This is a genomic window from Cytobacillus oceanisediminis 2691 (assembly GCF_000294775.2).
GTDB lineage: Bacteria > Bacillota > Bacilli > Bacillales > Cytobacillaceae > Cytobacillus > Cytobacillus pseudoceanisediminis.
On record NZ_CP015506.1, the window covers coordinates 2,298,531 to 2,317,812 of the forward strand.

At 39.1% G+C, this 19,282-nt stretch carries 17 protein-coding genes; 13 read left to right on the forward strand and 4 right to left on the reverse strand.

What is annotated here, in order from left to right; translation table 11 throughout:
- Nucleotides 1-178: 178 nt before the first annotated feature.
- From A361_RS11730 to A361_RS11765, 8 genes are all read left to right on the forward strand, one after another.
- On the forward strand, nt 179-1,324 hold the full coding sequence (locus A361_RS11730; RefSeq protein WP_019382450.1) for an exonuclease SbcCD subunit D: 1,146 nt from the start codon (nt 179-181) through the stop codon (nt 1,322-1,324).
- Entirely contained in the window at nt 1,321-4,455 is a 3,135-nt protein-coding gene (locus A361_RS11735) for an AAA family ATPase (protein WP_019382449.1), read from the forward strand. The genes A361_RS11730 and A361_RS11735 overlap by 4 nt, the downstream gene beginning before the upstream one ends.
- A gap of 64 nt (nt 4,456-4,519) precedes the next feature.
- Nucleotides 4,520-5,197 (forward strand): diphthine--ammonia ligase, encoded by a 678-nt coding sequence (locus A361_RS11740; protein WP_019382448.1) that lies wholly within the window; start codon nt 4,520-4,522, stop codon nt 5,195-5,197.
- 35 nt (nt 5,198-5,232) lie between these two features.
- A complete protein-coding gene (locus tag A361_RS11745) occupies nt 5,233-5,607 on the forward strand; it encodes an SET domain-containing protein (RefSeq protein ID WP_009334820.1) in 375 nt (124 codons plus the stop codon).
- Between the two features lie 66 nt (nt 5,608-5,673).
- Nucleotides 5,674-6,426, forward strand: coding sequence for a TIGR02206 family membrane protein (locus A361_RS11750; RefSeq protein ID WP_019382447.1), 753 nt, complete (start codon nt 5,674-5,676; stop codon nt 6,424-6,426).
- On the forward strand, nt 6,401-7,204 hold the full coding sequence (coaW, locus tag A361_RS11755; protein WP_019382446.1) for a type II pantothenate kinase: 804 nt from the start codon (nt 6,401-6,403) through the stop codon (nt 7,202-7,204). Before A361_RS11750 ends, coaW begins: the two co-directional genes overlap by 26 nt.
- Nucleotides 7,205-7,280: 76 nt before the next feature.
- On the forward strand, nt 7,281-9,158 hold the full coding sequence (selB, locus tag A361_RS11760) for a selenocysteine-specific translation elongation factor (RefSeq protein ID WP_033196596.1): 1,878 nt from the start codon (nt 7,281-7,283) through the stop codon (nt 9,156-9,158).
- A 294-nt stretch (nt 9,159-9,452) separates the two neighbouring features.
- Entirely contained in the window at nt 9,453-10,439 is a 987-nt protein-coding gene (locus A361_RS11765; RefSeq protein ID WP_019382444.1) for a LysM peptidoglycan-binding domain-containing protein, read from the forward strand.
- A 43-nt stretch (nt 10,440-10,482) separates the two neighbouring features.
- Here the strand turns inward: A361_RS11765 and A361_RS11770 are convergent, their stop codons facing one another.
- The 4 genes from A361_RS11770 to A361_RS11785 all read right to left on the reverse strand — a co-directional run bounded on the left by A361_RS11770 (nt 10,483) and on the right by A361_RS11785 (nt 13,763).
- The gene (locus A361_RS11770) at nt 10,483-10,674 is read right to left on the reverse strand and encodes a CsbD family protein (RefSeq protein WP_019382443.1); all 192 of its coding nucleotides are present in this window, start codon (nt 10,672-10,674) and stop codon (nt 10,483-10,485) included.
- A 116-nt stretch (nt 10,675-10,790) separates the two neighbouring features.
- On the reverse strand, nt 10,791-11,492 hold the full coding sequence (locus tag A361_RS11775) for a hypothetical protein (protein ID WP_019382442.1): 702 nt from the start codon (nt 11,490-11,492) through the stop codon (nt 10,791-10,793).
- A gap of 44 nt (nt 11,493-11,536) precedes the next feature.
- Entirely contained in the window at nt 11,537-12,481 is a 945-nt protein-coding gene (locus A361_RS11780; RefSeq protein ID WP_019382441.1) for a hypothetical protein, read from the reverse strand.
- A 97-nt stretch (nt 12,482-12,578) separates the two neighbouring features.
- Nucleotides 12,579-13,763, reverse strand: coding sequence for a hypothetical protein (locus A361_RS11785; RefSeq protein ID WP_019382440.1), 1,185 nt, complete (start codon nt 13,761-13,763; stop codon nt 12,579-12,581).
- 154 nt (nt 13,764-13,917) lie between these two features.
- Here A361_RS11785 and A361_RS11790 point away from each other — a divergent pair, with 154 nt between their 5' ends.
- The 5 genes from A361_RS11790 to A361_RS11810 all read left to right on the forward strand — a co-directional run bounded on the left by A361_RS11790 (nt 13,918) and on the right by A361_RS11810 (nt 19,138).
- Nucleotides 13,918-15,153 (forward strand): hypothetical protein, encoded by a 1,236-nt coding sequence (locus A361_RS11790; RefSeq protein WP_236888030.1) that lies wholly within the window; start codon nt 13,918-13,920, stop codon nt 15,151-15,153.
- A gap of 187 nt (nt 15,154-15,340) precedes the next feature.
- On the forward strand, nt 15,341-16,432 hold the full coding sequence (wecB, locus tag A361_RS11795) for a non-hydrolyzing UDP-N-acetylglucosamine 2-epimerase (protein ID WP_009334810.1): 1,092 nt from the start codon (nt 15,341-15,343) through the stop codon (nt 16,430-16,432).
- Entirely contained in the window at nt 16,425-17,411 is a 987-nt protein-coding gene (locus A361_RS11800; protein ID WP_009334809.1) for a polysaccharide biosynthesis protein, read from the forward strand. The genes wecB and A361_RS11800 overlap by 8 nt, the downstream gene beginning before the upstream one ends.
- Nucleotides 17,412-18,239 carry a dTDP-4-dehydrorhamnose reductase family protein gene (locus A361_RS11805; RefSeq protein ID WP_009334808.1) on the forward strand — a complete coding sequence of 276 codons (828 nt, stop codon included), beginning with the start codon at nt 17,412-17,414 and terminating at the stop codon, nt 18,237-18,239.
- Nucleotides 18,236-19,138 carry an NAD-dependent epimerase/dehydratase family protein gene (locus A361_RS11810; RefSeq protein ID WP_009334807.1) on the forward strand — a complete coding sequence of 301 codons (903 nt, stop codon included), beginning with the start codon at nt 18,236-18,238 and terminating at the stop codon, nt 19,136-19,138. The genes A361_RS11805 and A361_RS11810 overlap by 4 nt, the downstream gene beginning before the upstream one ends.
- Nucleotides 19,139-19,282: the final 144 nt, after the last annotated feature.

Consider the following 19,282-nt stretch of genomic DNA (forward strand, 5'->3'; position numbering starts at 1 on the left):
TGAAAGAGCCTTTGTTGGGCTCTTTTTCTTTTCGAATAATGCTATGTTTTGGAAATAATCTCTGATATAATTAGAACGAATGTTCTGTCAAATTTTGCTGAGCCATTGCCGTTTTTTGATTTGGTATAATGGTAACATTGCAGAAAGAATCTCAGGCAAGGAAAAGAGGGTGTTAGATATGAAATTTATCCATACCGCTGATTGGCATTTGGGCAAGCTGGTCCATGGTGTATATATGACCGGAGATCAGCGTCATTTTTTGCATCAATTTATTGATGTGGTAGAGGAAGAAAAGCCGGATGCAGTCGTTATTGCAGGAGACTTATATGACCGTTCCGTACCTCCGACTGATGCTGTAGAATTGCTGAATGAAATCCTTTTTAAAATAAATGTAGAGCTCAATACACCTGTGGTTGCCATAGGAGGAAACCATGACAGCGCTGAAAGGCTGTCCTTTGGTAGCTCCTGGTACAAACAAAGCAAGTTCTACCTGTCTGGAAAACTGGTAAATGATTTTAGGCCCATACATATTAATGGTGTGAACTTTTATCTGGTTCCGTATGCTGAACCCGGAATGGTCAGGCATTTGCTTGATGACGACCGTGTGCATTCCCATGATGATGCAATGAAGGCAATTGTGAACAGAATTGAAGAGTACCTGAATCCAAATGAACCGAACGTTCTTGTCGGACATGCTTTTGTATTGGGCGGTGCTACCAGTGATTCGGAGAGGACCCTCTCTGTCGGAGGATCAGGCTGTGTCCATTCAAGCAGCTTTGATCCTTTCTCCTATACGGCACTTGGTCATTTGCATAGTCCTGATGCCATAAAGCATGACAAGATCCGCTATTCAGGCTCCCTATTAAAATATTCTTTTTCCGAAGCTAAACAGGAAAAATCCATTTCTATTATAGAAATGAAGGAGAATGGTGAATTTGACTTGCGTACTCGTTCATTAAAGCCTAAAAAAGACTTGAGAGAGATCGAAGGGCATCTGGATGAACTGATGGATCCAGCTTTCTATGAAAAACAGAACCTTGATGACTATCTGAAAATCACCCTTTTTGATGAAGGCGCATTGCTTGATCCGATTAATAAGCTGAGACAGGTCTACCCAAATGTTCTTCACCTTGAAAGAAGGATAGCCGTTACAGATATGAAGAAAAAAAGCTCCTTCCTTTCGATGAAGGAAGAGAAAAAGTCGGAGCTTGATCTGTTTAAACAATTCTATGAACAAATGACCACTTCCGAATTTACAGAAGATAAACAGCAGGTTATGACGGATGTGATCGAAAAAGTGCTAAGGGAGGAGGCGCTGAAATGAAGCCATTAAAATTAACGATGCAGGCGTTCGGCCCCTACGCAGACAGTGAGAGCATTGATTTTACGGAACTTGGAAATCGGACCATGTTTGTCATCTCCGGAAAGACGGGTTCAGGTAAAACCACTATTTTTGACGGCATCAGCTATGCGATTTACGGAAAGGCGAGCGGGGAGGATCGAAATGGCCCCGAACTTCGAAGCCAGTTTGCGAAAAATAATACACTAACCGAGATTTCCCTCGAATTCATTTTAAGAAATAAAAGATATTATATTACTAGGTCTCCTCAGCAGGAAAAGAAAAAAGAGCGCGGCGATGGCACGACGACAGTAAGTGCCAAAGCAGAACTGTATATGTATGGTGAAAATGGAGAGCAAAAGCTCCTGGCTTCAAATGTCAGGGATGTTGATGAAAAGATAAAAGAAATTATGATCATTGACAGCAATCAGTTCAGGCAAATTCTGATGATTCCCCAGGGAGAGTTCCGAAAGCTCCTAACTTCTGAAAGCAAGGATAAGGAAGTCATTCTTCAGCGGTTATTCCATACTCAAATATACAAAAGCATAGAAGAAAAACTAAAAGAAGATGCAACTGAATTAAAAAGAACGGTAGAAGAACAGATAAAACTGAGAGATCAGTATTTTAATCAGGTTCAGGCTTTATATAGCGAGGAGCTGAAATCCTGCCTCGAAGCAGGAAGTGTTAATGACACCCTGCTCATGCCGCTTCTTGCAGAGGAAATTAAGGAAATGGAAGCAGGCCTTGCTGAGCTGACAGAAGCAGGCAGGAAAAAGAAGGAACAGAGAGATCATCTTCAGCAAAAGCTCTATGAAGCTGAAATGGTACTCAAACAGCTGAAGACGAAAGAAGAGCTAAAGCAAAGGAAAGAAGAGCTGGAGGGGCTTAGGGGCCAATATACTGCCAAAGAGAATGCCATTGCTCTTGCCCAGAAAGCAGCCCTGCTTAATCAGCAGGAGCAGCTCTGTCATGAACTGAAGAAAGATCTTGATGCAGCACATGCCGATCTTCATGAGCTTCAGAAAAATATAGGCACTCTTGAAACTCTCCTAAAAGAAAAGCAAGATAAATGGGAATCTGAAAAGAACCGCGAGGAAGAAAGAAAACAAGCTGCCGAACAGGTTAATCACCTGCAAAATATGAAAGAGGACATTCTCTCGTATGCAAAAGTGGAAAAGCTGGTCCGTTCTCTTGAAAAAAATCTTGAATACCTCCGGCTTCAAAAGAGACAGAAAGATGAAGCCCATCAAAAAGCTGATTTACAAATAAAAACACTTTCTGAAGAAAAGCAGGACATTGAAAAGAGTAAGCTTGCACAGATTGAGAATGAACGAAACCTGGAGAAACTGACAGACGAAATAGAACGGCTTCATAAATATGAAGAGCTGCATAAAGAGCATCAATTATCAATGAATGCCTTCAGCAATAAGAGAAATTATTTTGATCAGACTTCATCCAGGCTGACTGATGCCAAACTGCTTGTGGAAGAACTGGAGGGCAAGTGGCTTCATGGACAGGCATCGTTCTTGGCAAACAGGCTGCAAAACGGGGAGGCATGTCCGGTCTGTGGCTCAGAACACCATCCAAATCCGGCTGTATCTCCGCATGATATTCCGGATGAAAAAGACCTAAAGGAAGCAAAAAAACAGGCAGCTCAAATTGAAGCCGAGAAAGCGAAAGCGGAGTCTGCTTTTTATGAAGCCCAGTCCCGCATGAATTCCAGCGAGAGTGGATTGGCTGAACTCACAGCCCAAATACAAAAACACCGTCCTGACTTTAAACAAGAAAGTTTGCTTGTGCTGAAAAATACTCTTGCCGATCAAAAGAAGGATCTTCTGAAAATTCATGCTGAACTGAAGAAGAAATCTTTAAGGCTGGAAAACTGTACTGCTGAGTTAGAAAAAACACAGCAGAGGAAAGAAGCTCTAACTGCAGAAATTGACCGGCTGCAAGACCAAATAAATGACGCAGCCATTTTGCATGCGGAAAAGAGAAGCAACTTGGCGAGGATGACGGATACTATTCCTGAAAACCTGCGGTCTATTGATGCTTATGAGTCAAGTTTGAAAACTGCTGCTGAGAAACTTGAAATTATGCAAAGGCAGCTGGAATCATCCCAGCAGAATTATCAAGATGCAAAGTCGGCCCTCTTGGCAGAACAGGCAAAACTGGAGACACTTCAAAAGCAGGCTGATAAAATCGAGCAAAAGCTTGCAGCCGAAAGGCAGAATTTTGTGCAGCGCATGAAGGACCAGGGCTTTGAAGTCTACGGAGAATACCGTGATGCCAAAAAATCAGAGGATCAGATCAGGCAGCTTGAAGGTGAAGTAAGGGAATATCGGGAAGAAGTCCGTTCTGTTCATGATCGATACGCTGAGCTGGGGCAGCTCTTGGAAGGGATTGAAAAACCTGACCTGGATAGCTTGCAGCTATTATTGCAGGAAACAGATGATCAATTGAAACTGCTGCAGGATCAATATACAAATCTGTTTATGATGAAAAAGCAAAATAAAGAGACTATGCAAAAAATCGAAGAAATAAATGAAAATATGAAAGCCCTGGAGGAAAGGTACAAAGTAATCGGGCACTTGTATGAAATTTCAAAAGGGCAGAACACTTACCGAATTACTTTTGAACGATTTGTCCTGGCGGCCTTTTTAGATGATATACTGAGGGAAGCCAACGGACGTTTATCAAAGATGACTAGCGGAAGATATATGCTGCTTCGAAAAACAGACCGGTCAAAGGGCAACGCACAAAGCGGCCTGGAATTGCTAGTGTTCGATCAATACACTGGACAGGAAAGGCATGTTAAAACTTTATCTGGCGGAGAAAGCTTTAAAGCCGCGCTCGCACTTGCTCTTGGTCTGGCGGACGTGGTGCAGCAATACGCAGGAGGGGTATCCCTTGAGACGATGTTCATTGATGAAGGATTTGGAACACTTGATCCCGAATCATTAGATCAGGCAATAGAAGCATTGATCGAAATCCAAAGCAGCGGAAGGCTTGTAGGCATCATCTCTCATGTTCCTGAGCTGAAGGAAAGAATTGATGCACGTCTGGAAGTAACAGCAAGCCAGACAGGAAGCCGTACACAGTTTCAATTTTTAAATTAGGATTCAAGGAAAAAGGATAGACCTTCTATCCTTTTTCCAATACTATTAAAGTTGGTGAAGACTGTTGAGGAAGAAAGTCGTTTTATCATGGAGCGGCGGCAAAGACAGCTGTCTGGCTCTAGATGTTCTAATAAAACAGGGGTACGAGGTTGCATGCCTTCTGACAACGGTTCCAAAGGAAATTGGCAGAACGTTCGGGCATGGTGAAAAAAAGGAATTAATCCAGCTTCAGGCTAAAAGCTTGTCCATACCTGCAGAGTTTATTTATTGTACTTTTGAGGATTACTCGGAACGTTTCGTGAGTGATTTAAGAAAAATAAAAGATACATATGGGATTACAGGCATTGCATATGGGGATCTGTACTTGGATGGTCACCGCGAATGGGGAGAAAAAACAGCTGCCGAAGCAGGATTGGATGCGGTATATCCTCTATGGATGGAGGAGAAAGATAGTCTTAAGGCATTAAAGGCCTTTGCAGAATCAGGCTATAAAGCCAAAGTCATACGTGTCCGGGAAGATGTATTGGACAGCTCCTGGCTTGGCAAGGAACTTAATCAAGACTTTGTAAGCAAAATTGAAGATGAGCCTGTCTGTCCAATGGGTGAATCAGGTGAGTATCATACATTTGTTTATGACGGTCCGCTATTTTATAAAAGCATCCAGCTGGACTCTCCTGTAGTGATTCAGCTTGAAACCACGAAGAAATTGGAATTTGGTGAGTTTAGGCTCGCTGAAAAATAAAAAAACGTCATTGACGAGAATGTGCAGGTAATGAAATGATCGAAATTAAGACATCAGCAGTAAGCGATGGCGAACATAATAGAGGAGTCTTTGCTACTCGTGATATTAAGAAGGGTGAACTGATTCATGAGGCTCCGGTCCTTCCTTATCCAAACAAAGAGCATCAGTATATTGAAAAAACGGCTCTGGCTGATTATGCATTTGAATACGGAAAAAATCACAGTGCCATTTTATTAGGCTATGGGATGCTTTTTAACCATTCCTACAAGCCAAATGCAGTATATGATATTAACTTTGACAATCATACCTTTGACTTTTTCGCTTATAGAGACATTAAAGCAGGTGAAGAAGTATTGATTAATTATAATGGGGAAGCTGATAATGATGATCCCCTTTGGTTTAATAAATAATTTAATTGGAGTCTAGTCCTTTCCAGGCCTGGAGAGCAGTCTCCAGCCCGGAAGGGAGAGAATAGTTTGTCCGATGTATTTTCTCATGATTATAAAGCTTTCCCTTTTATGTCTTTTTCCGCGCCTCATATTGCCATGATTGTGTTATTTGCAGCAGCATCAGCGCTTTTATTCATATTCAGAAAAGGGTTATACCGGCTTGATCAAAAATTCAGGCTGTATATGTTTCTGCTGCTTTTTACACTGGAGCTGCTTTACCATTTCTGGCTTTATCATGGCGGGAAATGGGATCTTTCCTTCACTCTGCCGCTCCAGCTTTGCTCCATAAGCTTAGTCCTTTGCTTGTTATTATTGGCATCAAAATCTAAGGCCGTCTTCCAGATTGTCTATTACATAGGCGTCACGGGGGCAATAATGGCCATTCTGACTCCTGAGCTGTTTTTAGGCTTTCCTCATTTTCGCTATTTTCAATTTTTTATTACTCATAATCTAATTGTTTGGACTTGCCTTTATTTCGTGTTTGTTCATCAATTCAGGCCAACAGGAAAGGGTCTGTTCCAATCTTTTATCTTCCTGAATCTCTGTGCAGCTGCGGCATTTTTCGCAAACAAGCTAACAGGAGGAAATTATATGTTCCTTTCCCGTAAGCCTGAGAATACTTCATTATTAGATTACTTCGGACCTTACCCTTATTACATAATAACACTGGAGATAGCGGCATTAATGCTGTTTTCATTATTGCTGCTGCCATTCAAAATGATTGGAAAAATAAAGCTGGAAAGGCGGAATCTGCATGAAACCTGCAAAAATAGGGATTGATGCTGGAGGTTCTCTGCTGAAAATGGCATTTGAAGAACAAGGTCAAATCCATTACAAAAGCTATCCGATTGATGAGCTGTACAGTTCAATGAATTGGCTGAAAATGACTGCTGCTGATGCGCCAATTGCCTTGACAGGCGGGAAGGCTGAATACCTTCAAAATGAGTTTTTTCAAAATGCCCGGATTGTTCCTGAATTTGAGTCTTGCGGTATGGGTGCATCCTATTTGATGAAGCAAGATGGATTATCCTATGAAAATTTTCTCTTCATAAGTATAGGCACAGGAACCTCGATTTCCCTAAACAACGGCGGGAGTATCTCAAGGGTGACTGGGAGCGGCATTGGCGGGGGCACGTTGATGGGACTGGGAAGATTGCTGACTGGTGAAGGTGACTTTTCCAAGCTCGTTTCGCTGGCTGCCAGCGGGAAAGCAGAGAATGCAGATTTATTGGTCAAAGATATTTATTCACCATTCGATTCACCGTTAGATGGAAGCCTAACTGCGAGCAATTTTGGGAAAATTAAGGATGATCAAGTAAGCAAGGAAGACAAAGCTGCCAGTTTAACCAGCATGATTGCTGAAACGATAGTACTCTTAAGCACTCAGGCTGCAGATCAGCACCAAATTGAATACATAATTTATATAGGAAGCACACTTCGGCATAATGCCCCGTTAAAGCACCTGTTAGAGAAATATACCGCCATGCTTGGCAAGAAACCTGTCTTTATTCAAAATGGGGCGTATTGTGGAGCATTAGGTGCGATGCTGTCCTTATAAAACCAGATGATTGAAAGATTCTTTTTTTCAGGATACAGTTGAACAAGAATGCAAAAAGAAGCAGGTGGCAGATTTGATGAAAAGATACTTTACAATCGGTATGGCTGGCCATATCGATCATGGAAAAACTACATTGACTAAAGCATTAACAAACGTGGATACAGATAGGCTAAAAGAAGAAAAAGAAAGGCAAATATCCATAGAACTAGGATTTGCCCCTTTACATGAAGATGAGGAAATTCAAATTTCAGTAGTGGATGTACCGGGTCATGAACGTTTTATCAGGCAAATGATTGCAGGTGTTGCAGGTATTGATTTAGTCATCCTGGCTGTTGCAGCAGATGAAGGTGTTATGCCGCAAACAAGAGAACATCTGGAAATTCTTGATTTTCTGGGGATCCGAAATGGCATTGTCGCCATAACAAAAATTGATCGTGTGGACGAAGAGTTCACCGGCCTTGTAAAAGAAGAAATTATTGAGGAACTGAAAGGAACTGTTTTTGAAGATGTTCCATTTATTTTAACAGATAGCTTGTCAGGCAAAGGGATTGAAGAGTTAAAGCAGTTGATTATTCTTACGCTGAAAGAAAGGGACACACGGGATGCAAAAGGCGCATTCCGCCTTCCAATCGATCAGGTATTTACGGTGAAAGGCCAGGGAACCGTAGTCAGAGGAACTGTTTATGAAGGAAAAGTCGAAGAAGGACAGCTTCTGAAAATCATGCCAAATGGTATTGAGACCAGGGCACGCCAGCTGCAGGTACATCATCAGCCTGCAAAAGCGGCATTTGCAGGGCAAAGGGCAGCCATTAACCTTTCGGGTGTTTCGAAGGAGGATATTGAGCGGGGAGAGGTCCTTGTATCGTCTGAGCATTTCAGCGTCACGAAAACCATTGATGTGGCAGTAAGAATGGTGGGAGATTTAGAGCATATCGTCAAACAGAGAATGCCGATCAAATGCCATATTGGTACAGCTGAGGTCATGGGCAAAATCGTCTTTTTTGACCGTAATGATTTATCCAATTCAGAGGGAGAAATTCTCTGCCAGCTCCGTTTAGAAGAAGAAGTCGTCGCCAAAAGGGGAGACAGGTTCATTTTAAGACGGCCTAGTCCCCAGGAGACTATCGGCGGGGGCTGGGTTATAGATCCCAACGGGGAAAAATACCGGTTCGGCCAAAAAACCATTGAAAACTTAAGCCGGAAAAAAGAAGGGACACCGAAAGATCGCATAAAAACGGCGTTGTCAGATGATAAGGTACTTACGGTTTCAGAGATTACAGCAAAAACCTCACTGGTTGAATTGACGGTTAAAGAAATACTTAAAGGAGAAGATTTCCTGAGCATTAACAGCAAGGAATTCACTTTAGTAGCCATCAAAGAGGCAGTAGAGGAAGAAATAGCTGACCGCCTGAATGAGTTCCACCTGGAAAATCCAATGAAGCAAGGGGCCAATAAAGCAGAATTGCTGCAGGCAATGCAGAATAAATATCCTAAAATGCTGGTTGAATTTGTTTTGAATTCAGGGATTGAAAAGAGCGCGTTCCAACGAAAAGGCCAGTTTTTACAGAATAAAGGTTTTTATCCGCATGTACCGAAAAGCTGGCAAAAACGCACTGACAATCTTCTTGCTGACTTAAAAAAAGATGGCTATAAAGTAAAGCCTTTCGATGAATATTATGCTTCTGCAGGAATCCCAGAGAATCTCAAAGGCGATTTAAAACGCTATTTAGAAGACCAGGAAATCGTCGTACCGCTAGATGCACAATACTATTGGCATGGTGATCATTTTAGAAAAGCAGTAGAAGAACTGAAAAAGAGTACAGCTGCTGAATTTGAAGTGGGCAATGCAAAGGATGTATTGGGTCTTTCCAGAAAGTATATGATTCCTTTTCTCGAAAAACTTGATACTTTGGGAATGACACGCAGAGCAGAAAATAAAAGAATATGGATTTAAAGTAAGGAGTTTTCTTTAAGTAGATCAGCTTTAAAATGCTGATCTATTTTTTGTTTGGGGAAAAGAAAGTTTAATCAGAATAGTCCGAAATATGACGAAGATTTACCCGGTTATCCCTGTTATTGTGGAAATAACTACTAATAAATACAGGACAAAGTTACTACAATTTAACCAGTGTAGGGAATTCCATGAAATTATAGATGATTTTACCTATTTGTCCATTATTTTCAGATAGGATTTTACTAGAATTATTACTAATATTAGGTTGTCAAAGAAATTTAAGGAGTGTACAACTTGAAGAAACAACTACTTACAATGGCTGCGACAGCTGGTTTTTTGATTACACCGTTCAATGGAGAAGCAAGTGCTCATGAAAATAAATATATAGTTCAGTCTGGCGACACCTTATGGGGAATCTCCCGCTCTAACAATCTTTCAATTGAAGAGTTAAAGACATGGAATAATATATCAGGATCGATAATATATAAAGGACAAGCTCTGACTCTTCTGGCACCGCACAGCCATGACGCTTCAACAGGAGGGTCTTCTGGCGGTACAGTCAGCTACACAGTGAAATCGGGCGATACTTTATGGGGAATTGCAAGAACACACGGCCTTTCCGTCAGTACACTAAAGAGTTTAAACGGAATCAGCAGTGACACGATATATCCAGGTCAAAAGCTAAAAGTGAAAGGTTCGGCTAACATTGCTGCACCTTCTGTTCCTGCAAGCACTGGATCCTATACCATCAAAAAAGGAGACACTCTTTCAGGTATTGCATCTCGCCATAACTTATCGGTTTCACAACTAAAGGCAATGAACAACCTTTCTTCTGACTTGATTTATGCTGGTCAAACTTTAAAAGTATCTGGTACGGCATCAAGCAAGCCGGCAGAATCACAGGTTGCAGGCCAAACGACATCAAAGGTGAATGAACTGATTTCTGAGGCTAAGAAATACATCGGTTCACCTTATGAATGGGCAGGAAGCACACCTGCTGGATTTGACTGCAGCGGCTACCTGAACTATGTATATGGTAAAGTGGGAATCTCTATTCCTCGTACTGTAGCATCCATTTGGAGCGCGACAAAACATGTTGCAGCACCAAGAGTGGGCGATTTGGTTTTCTTTGAAACATACAAGTCCGGTCCATCACATGCAGGTATCTACCTTGGCAATTACAAGTTCATTCATGCTGGTTCTTCACGCGGTGTAGAAATCAGCGATATGAATAATTCATATTGGAAGCCTCGTTATTTAGGGGCGAAAACGACTTTTTAATCATTAAAAAGTACTCAACGCTCTAAGGCGCTGAGTACTTTTTTTAATCTCTTCGGTCATTAAAAGTTTTTGACAGGGCTTCCTTTGCATCTCCCCATTTTTCCTGTGCCTGTCCTTTGAATTTATCCATATTTCCTTCAGCTTCTTTAGATTCATTATTGGTCAGTTTGCCGTATTGCTTTTTAAATTCGCCTTTAAATTGGTCCACATTGCCATTTGTCTGGTCTTTGTTCATAAGTATCTCCTCCTTGTGTTTGCTTGCTTCTTATTTACCCAAAATGAGCATTCTAAAACAAACTGAACGGTTAATGGAGAAGGAAAGAAAATAAACACGACCCATTCAAAGGCGTGTTATTCTTGATGATTCATTTTGTTTTCTAATGATAAAATTTTTCCCTCTAATAGTTTTATAGCCCTTTCAAGCTCTACATTACGGTCAGTTAAAGGGTTAATAATTTCAGCTTCATCATAAGATTTTTTTGGGAGCTTTGGATTGCTGAAGGCTGTTACTGTGTTCGTTTCTATACTTACTAATTGTTCAAGCCTCTTTTTTTCCTTTAATACAATGATCTCACCGCAGGTGTCAGAAGAATCTGATGTTTGGAATAAGTGAAGTGAATTTTCTTTTTCAGGTAATTGAATCAGTCTTGCATTTTCCCTTTCCAAATTCTCAATTTTACAATGCATTTCCCAAAACGCTAATTCAAGCTCATAAATTCGTCTTTCTAATTTGTAAATCAGCTCTTTATCTTCTTTAATAAAAAGTTCATCAGTTAAATCTTTATGATAAAGCTCATAAGCTGATCTCTGTAAATTATGCAAATATGACCTTTGTTTTTTATTTTCTTCAGATTGTAAAGCTAATTTCTTTCTCAAGGTATCATTTTTATTGATCAATTCATTAATTTGCATCATGTTATTTTCGAATTCTATTGAGTCATCTCTTTTAAAAGGGGAGCTAAGCATGGACTGACATTTGACTAATTCTGATTTTAGGTTAGTTATTTTCTGCTGTATCTGGCTATCCATATTTGGAGTATGATTGCGGAGCATGTTCATTCTCCTTTCTGATATTTACTAACTTTTCAGCAACTAACTTATTTTTTAGCATTGGCGCCAAGTTTACAGTTAGATATAACATCCGAACTAATTGGGGAGTTTGGATATTCCTTGATCTCATCTCTAATTAATAGTAACTGAGCAATTATTTCTTTTTGTACATGCTCCAACAACACCTTTTCTTCATACAAATCCCTGTTTAATGCTTGCAGCTGCTCATTTTGCTGTTGAAGCTGAAGGTTTTTATCATCTTTTATTTTTAATTCTTTTATATTCATTTCATTTTTCTTTATTTTATCTTCATATTCACTAATTAAGGCACGGTATTCCAGTATTTCAAGAAGAAGCTTTTCATTTTCCTCTTTTTGTATGGATAGGTTATATTGCAGGTCGTCTATAATTAGCTGATCCTTTTTTTCGATTGTCTCTAATTGATTTGAGTATTTGTTCAATTCATCTTTCATACTTACAACTAAGTCTTTAAAGTCATTATTCTTTGATTGGAGATGTTTATTCTCATTTTTCAATCTGATAAGTTCAGAATCTTTTTCAGAAAGTTGTTTATGCAGGTAGATTCTATTTTTATGGAACTCTTCAATTTCCTGATGTAAAGAGGTGTTATTTTCCTGCAGGTTTGAAATCTGCTTCTCACTTTTTAGGATCTGTTCATTTAATGATTCAATCTTAGAGAGGTAATCTGCTTCTATAGAAGAAAGTTCTTTCAGCTTCATTTCATAACGGGCTATTGCAAAACTAAGTTGTTCTTTTATATCTAATTCATCCTGCTGGTTTTTTTGGATTTGTTCCTTTAAGTATTGGTTCTCATTTTTCAAAGTTTCCAATTGGCTGTAATGATAATTTTCTTGATAATCCTTAATTTTATTTTTATATTTTGAGATTTCAGCAGTAAGATAAATCACTTTTTGCTGAAGATTTCTATAGTCTTGTTTCCCATTATCTTTAATGAAAGGTGCATTCAACATGTATGTGCCCTCCTGACCTTACAATTAGGAGCATATACACTATCCTATGTGCTAATAGGCAGATTGTTGCAAAATAAAAAGCCTGTTTAACACAGGCTTAAAATGAAAGTGAAATGGTGTTGTTGGATGCGTATTGTTGTTTGCCTTCATTAAAGTATACAAATGCATGGATACCGACTGAGGAATTTTTAGGTTCTCTTATAAGGACCTTTAACCCGTTGAATACTTCAGAGCCTCCAGGGGGAATAGTTAATTCCTGAATGGAAGTAATCCAATATTCCCCTTTGGTTTTCACCCTATCTCTCCAATCATCATATACATATTTCCAGCCTTTTTCTCCATCACTGCCCTTCATTGCCAGACCTGCAACCAGTTTAGGCGGCAGGATCTGGCCCTGTAAAGAGATTCCTTGTTCGACGGGGATTTTAATGCATATGACAGGATTCTTTAAATCAAGATCCCCAGTATTTTTCATTATGATTGAACCGTTCACCATATACTCTTTTTGTTCATCATCCGGTCTTGGAATGAGCATTGTGTAATTTAGGAATACTTCAGCATTGGCTTTCTTTAATCTTTGGTCTTGGCTGTTGACTGCTGAGCTATTTTTATTCTTTTCGGGTTTCATGGTTTTTTCAGGACCCTTTGTTACAGCTTTCTTTTCTTGTGTATTAGGCAGTGGTGCTTGATCTAAAAAGGAGCTTAACCAGGACTTTATAAGTGGCATTGGCACTATAGCCGAATTATTTGCAGCAGGTTTGACGCTGCAGTACCTGATCAAAGCACGAGATATGCTTAATATTAGTCGATCATCTTCGTTAAATTGAGATCTGAAGGCTAATTGCTGTTTCCCATCAGCAGCTAAATTTTTCTTTTCATTTAAAACAAAAGGTATTTTTGCTTTATTAAACTCTATAATGAGAAGATTTTTGAGCCTTTCATCAAGAAGAACATTATGTTCAATGATCAATTGCTGATCAGAATACTGCTGGTCAATGCTATCCAAATATATAATGATACTTGGCTCTTTCAAAAGATCCAGACCCTCAGCTTTAAGGATATCATTCAATTTTAGAACAGCGTCCTGGCTTGGCTGGTTCTTTGAACGAGCAGAAATTGAGATAGGGTGCTGTTTTCTTCCGGTTTCAATATTAATCGTTTCTTTGTGTTGATCAATAACTGCTTCAAATCCCTGCTGCTCACAAAATAATGCTAGGCTAACTGCTGACTGATAGAGAGCTTTGCCTAAAAGTTCGCCATCAATAAAAACAGAATAGGTCATGTGTACAGTCTCCTTTTATCAATTGCATTTGTAACACCTATATATATGAAGAAGAGACCGAATTCGTGAGAATCAACAAAAACAGGCTATTTGATTAGAACACAATTCTAAATATATCCATACTATGAAGTGAAAACACAACCTATTAGAAAGGATGATTTGCTTGAAACCTATTAGAGGATCCCAATTGACTCCTAATAACGTTCAAGAAGAATGTATTCGGGTATCCAAGGTTTATGACTGGGTTTTTGATGCTATTTCTACCGATACAGGTATAACCTTGCCGGATGATTGCGCAGCTGCAGTTGCTGCAGCGGTTGCAGCAGGAAGAACACCGCTAGATGTAACATGCGAAGTTCCAGATGTAGGAGGCTTCTTCCCGCTTGATCCTCCAGATACGGATGGAAACGCATTGTGTACAGTTTCTTCCAGAATTGAAAGACGTGAAATTCCGCTAGGCGGCAGACTAGTAGAAGTGGCCATTGTAAAAGTCATTTTCACTATTAGACCGCTAATTACAATCTTTGATAGCACAGGTGCTATCATTTGCCAATTCCGTCCTACTATCAGTGAATCCCGCCGTTTAGTTGTTTGTGCTCCAGAACCGTTTACAGCTGATAACGTGTTCTGCCGTTTAATTTCACTAGACTGTGACACTAACTTCATCGAAACTGGAGACCCAGACCTTGGCCTTCAGGTTATGCTGGATATCTGTTTCGAGATTCAAGTAGAAGCAGATGTAAAACTAGAAGTACTTGCTAAATTCTGCTTCCCGCGTCCAAATGACATTGAACTTCCTACTAACGGCGTATGTCCGGAATTCGAATGGCCTGCACAATGTGACTTCTTCCCTCGCGACAACTGTGATTGCCAGGCGTTTGTGGATACAGATCCATTGACTGGTCCAGTTGATATTACCTTCGCACCAATTCTTTTTGATACACCGTTAGCTGCAGGAACTTATACTACGGAACTTAATGCTGAGATTTGCGATAACTGTCAATTAACTGGGAGCACTATTTCCTGGATTGTCGAAGATTTCGTTGTTCCAACAGGAACAGGAACAGGTACTGTAGATCAAAGCTTTACGTTTACTGCTTCAGAAATTGGAATGCCGGAATGTACAGAGGTTCTTGGGGTAACAACGATGACTGTTGAAGGGGCAGGTACAGTAAGCTTTGCAGACCCTGGAGTTGCTGACCGGACTGTATTGTTCACATTGACATTAGTAGAAAATATCAGATCAGCTGATGACACATATGCCATTACCCTTACTGATCTTGCTGGAACAGCTCTGATAACTTTTGCTGCTGCTGCAGTAGATTTTGTACCAGATGAAGATTTAGTTGTACAGGATTGTGTTACTTTTCCTAACTTACTAGATGACTAATCCCAAGTATAAATGTTAAATAGCTATGATTAGAAGGGGCAACCCTTCTTTTTTTTTCAAAGAATCCGTTTTGGCAGCAAAAAAATTAACTTAAATGAATGATACAAACCTATTCAAATTAAAGATATATGAATAGGTTAATAGGGACGAATTGAAATAATGATTTTAGCAGAAAGGAGTGCACAAAGTGAGAATTATGACAATTTTGGGGACAAGACCAGAAATAATCCGTCTTAGCCTTATTATTAAAAAGCTTGATTTATTAGCCTCAAAACACATACTTGTCCATACCGGCCAAAACTTTACTGAATCATTAAGCGACTTGTTTTTTCGGGAATTAAAGATCAGGGAACCGGATTATATCTTATCGAAAAAACAGGCCACTTTAGGTGGCCAGCTTGGAAATATGTTTAATCAATTAGAAAATATCCTTCTAAAAGAAAAGCCGGATAAGGTTTTGGTACTGGGAGATACAAATAGTGGATTAAGCGCAATATTGGCTGAAAGAATGGGAATCCCGGTTATTCATATGGAAGCCGGGAATCGTTGCTTCGATTTGAACGTTCCTGAAGAAAAGAACCGAAAAGTAATTGATGCTATTGCTAGCTTTAATCTGCCTTATACACCACAAAGTAAAGAAAATTTAATGAAAGAAGGATTTCCAAAAAACAGAATCATCCTTTCCGGGAACCCAATAAAAGAAGTATTAAGTGCTTACAAAACAAGTATTGATCAGAGTCAGATAATTAAGACGCTTGGTCTACAGCAGGAAGAATATTTCTTAGTAACTATTCACAGGGCTGAGAATGTAGATAATTTATGCCACCTAAGAGAAATTATGAATGGAATCAACAGGGTGGCAGAGATTTATCGAAAAAGAATCATCTGCAGTATTCACCCCCGCACAAGATCAAAGCTTCAAAAGCTTGATTCATTTACGCTTAATACCTTTGTTGAATTTCATGAACCCTTTGGTTTCTTTGATTTTGTTCAATTGGAGCAAAAGGCGTTATGTGTCTTAACGGATAGTGGAACTGTCCAGGAAGAGTGCTGTATTTTTCGGGTGCCAACGGTTACAGTACGGCGGACAACGGAAAGACCTGAAACAATTGATTGCGGAAGCAATGTTCTATCAGGTATAGACTCGGGAAAGATATTGAATTGTGTAAATGTCATGCTAAAAGGAGAAAGAGACTGGTCTTTGCCTGAGGGATATGGCGAGACAGGTGTTTCTGATAAAGTGGTGAAATTATTGATGGGAGGCATGGAAGTTGTTTAAGAACCAGACAATTCTAATTACTGGAGGAACGGGATCATGGGGCTATGAACTCGTTAGGCAGCTTTTAGATTATAAGCCTAAGGAGATAAGAATTTTTTCCAGGAACGAATCTAACCAATTTTCGATGAAGCAAGAATTTGACAATAACCCGCTGCTTCATTTTGTGATCGGAGATATTAAAGAAAAAGAAATTATCATGGAAGCATCTGAGGGTGTTGATTATGTTTTTCACCTTGCTGCTCTGAAGCATGTTCCTGTATGTGAATATCAGCCCCTAGAAGCATTAAAGACAAATGTTCACGGTACCCAGAATGTAATTGAAGCTGCGATTCATAACAAGGTAAAAAGAGTCGTATACATTTCCACGGATAAAGCGGCAAATCCATCAAATTTTTATGGATTATCTAAAGCGATGGGAGAAAGGCTAATCATCCATGCAAATACACTTAACACTGACACAAAATTTGTTTGCATAAGAGGCGGGAATGTTCTTGGAACAAATGGAAGCGTGATTCATGTCTTTAAGAAACAGATAATAGAAAAAGGCAGGATTGGCATTACTGATCCAGAGATGACAAGATTTTTCTTAACAATTGAAGAAGCTATCAAACTGGTTTTTAAGGCCACTTTTGAAAGTTTGGGCGGGGAGATTTTTGTCATGAAGATGCCAGCATGTAAAATCCTGGATCTTGCACATGTTTTATCTGAGGATATGGGCAAAAAAGGAATCGATGTTGAGATTCTGGGTGTTCGACCAGGAGAGAAGATTCATGAACTTCTGCTTTCAGAGTATGAAAGTGAAACAACAATTGCTTATGATGAAGAGTATTTTGTTATATTGCCAAGTATTCATATTGATGGCTTGAAGGAAAAATATGCAAATTATAAACCGGTTAATCTAATAAATTATAATTCCAGCAAAGACCTAATGAGCACGGATGAAATCAGGAAAGTTTTAAAGAAAGGCAGGTTTATATAAATGAAGGTATTAGTCCTTGGAGGAAAAGGGATGGCAGGCCATATGATAGTAGATTATCTTCAGAGGCAGCCACAATATAATGTCATTTATACTTCAAGGAATAAAGAAGATGAAGATGGAATTTATCTTGATATCACAGATTCTTTAAAGCTTGAGGACGTAATTAATAAGCAAAAGCCCGATGTAATAATTAATTGTATTGGAATATTGAACGAATTTGCAGAAAAAAACCAAAAGCTAGCCTTTCAGGTTAATAGTTTGCTTCCCCATCAATTAGTCAAATTTGCAGAGAGATACAATGGGAAGGTAATTCACATTAGCACTGATTGTGTATTTTTAGGGACGAAAGGGAATTATTCTGAAAATGATATACCAGATGGGACTTCTGTTTATGCTGAATCAAAACAGCTTGGAGAAATCATCAGTGATACACATTTGACCATTCGGACTTCTATAATAGGCCCTGAATTAAAAGGAAGTGGGATCGGATTATTTTTGTGGTTCATGAAGCAAAAAGGGAACATAAAGGGATATAAGGAAGTTTATTGGAATGGTGTTACTACTCTTGAATTGGCAAAGGCAATCGATTGGATGATTAAGCAGAATATAACGGGACTTTATCATTTATCTTGTGATGAAAAAATTTCAAAATATAATTTGCTGATGTTAATTAAAGAGATATTTAATAAAAGAGATGTTGTCATTCAGCCTGATAGCGAAATTAAACAGGATAGAACCATTATAAATACAAGAAGTGATTGGAAGTATCAAGTCCCGCCTTATAAGGAAATGCTATTGGAACTTAGAGACTGGATGAAAAAAAAGTGAGCGGGAAGTCTAAAATATTAATTACTGGTGCAGCTGGATTTACTGGCCTCCATTCCTGCAGGTATTTTGCATCTGCCGGATATGAGGTAACTGCTGTTACAAGAAGTAAGGATATTGCTATTGATAATGTTATGGTAGAACAATGCGATCTTCATAACAAAGAATTGGTGCTAAATTTAATAAAGAAAGTAAAACCGCAATATCTGTTGCATTTGGCCGGTCAAAACCATGTTGGTCAATCATGGTCCGATCCAACAGGAACGTTGGAAACCAATCTGCTTTCAACTGTATATATACTGGATGCTATCCATAAAGAATGCCCTGAATCAAAGTCTGTCATAGTAGGATCCGCTCTTCAAATCGACCCTTCCAATATCTCTGCAATTACCCATCCATATAGTCTCAGTAAAACATTTCAAGTGCTAGCTGCCAGAGCTTGGGCAGAACTTTATGGCCTTTCGATTGTCATTGCCCAACCAACGAATTTAATAGGTCCAGGCAATTCAAACGGGGTATGTTCTATGTTTGCAAAAAAGATTGCTGAAATGGAAAGCCAAAAAGCAGAACATATTCTTAATGTGAACAATCTGTACGCTCAGCGTGACTTCATAGACGTTCGAGATGCCGTCAGAGCTTATGAAATTCTTTTAAAGAACGGGGTAAGTAAAGAAATTTATCCAATTTCATCAGGAAAAAGCCGCTCATTAGGGGAAGTTGTAAAAATATTTAAAACGATGACACCCATTAACTTTAAAGTTAAAATATCTGAAAGGAGCATTAGAGAAGATAAAGTTAAGATATCATCTGAAAGAATAAACCAATTGGGGTGGAAACCAATTATCTCTTTTAAAAAATCACTTGAGGATAATCTTAAATATTATAGAAGAAACCCTTATTAAAATGGGTTTCTTCTATTAGAAATTTACAGATTAACTTAGATGAGATATTAAAATGTTCTTGATTTACGATCTTTTGAATGGCTGCCATTTATAATTTAAAAGTAAAATCATTAGTTTAAAATGTAAACACAGCTATGAAACTAA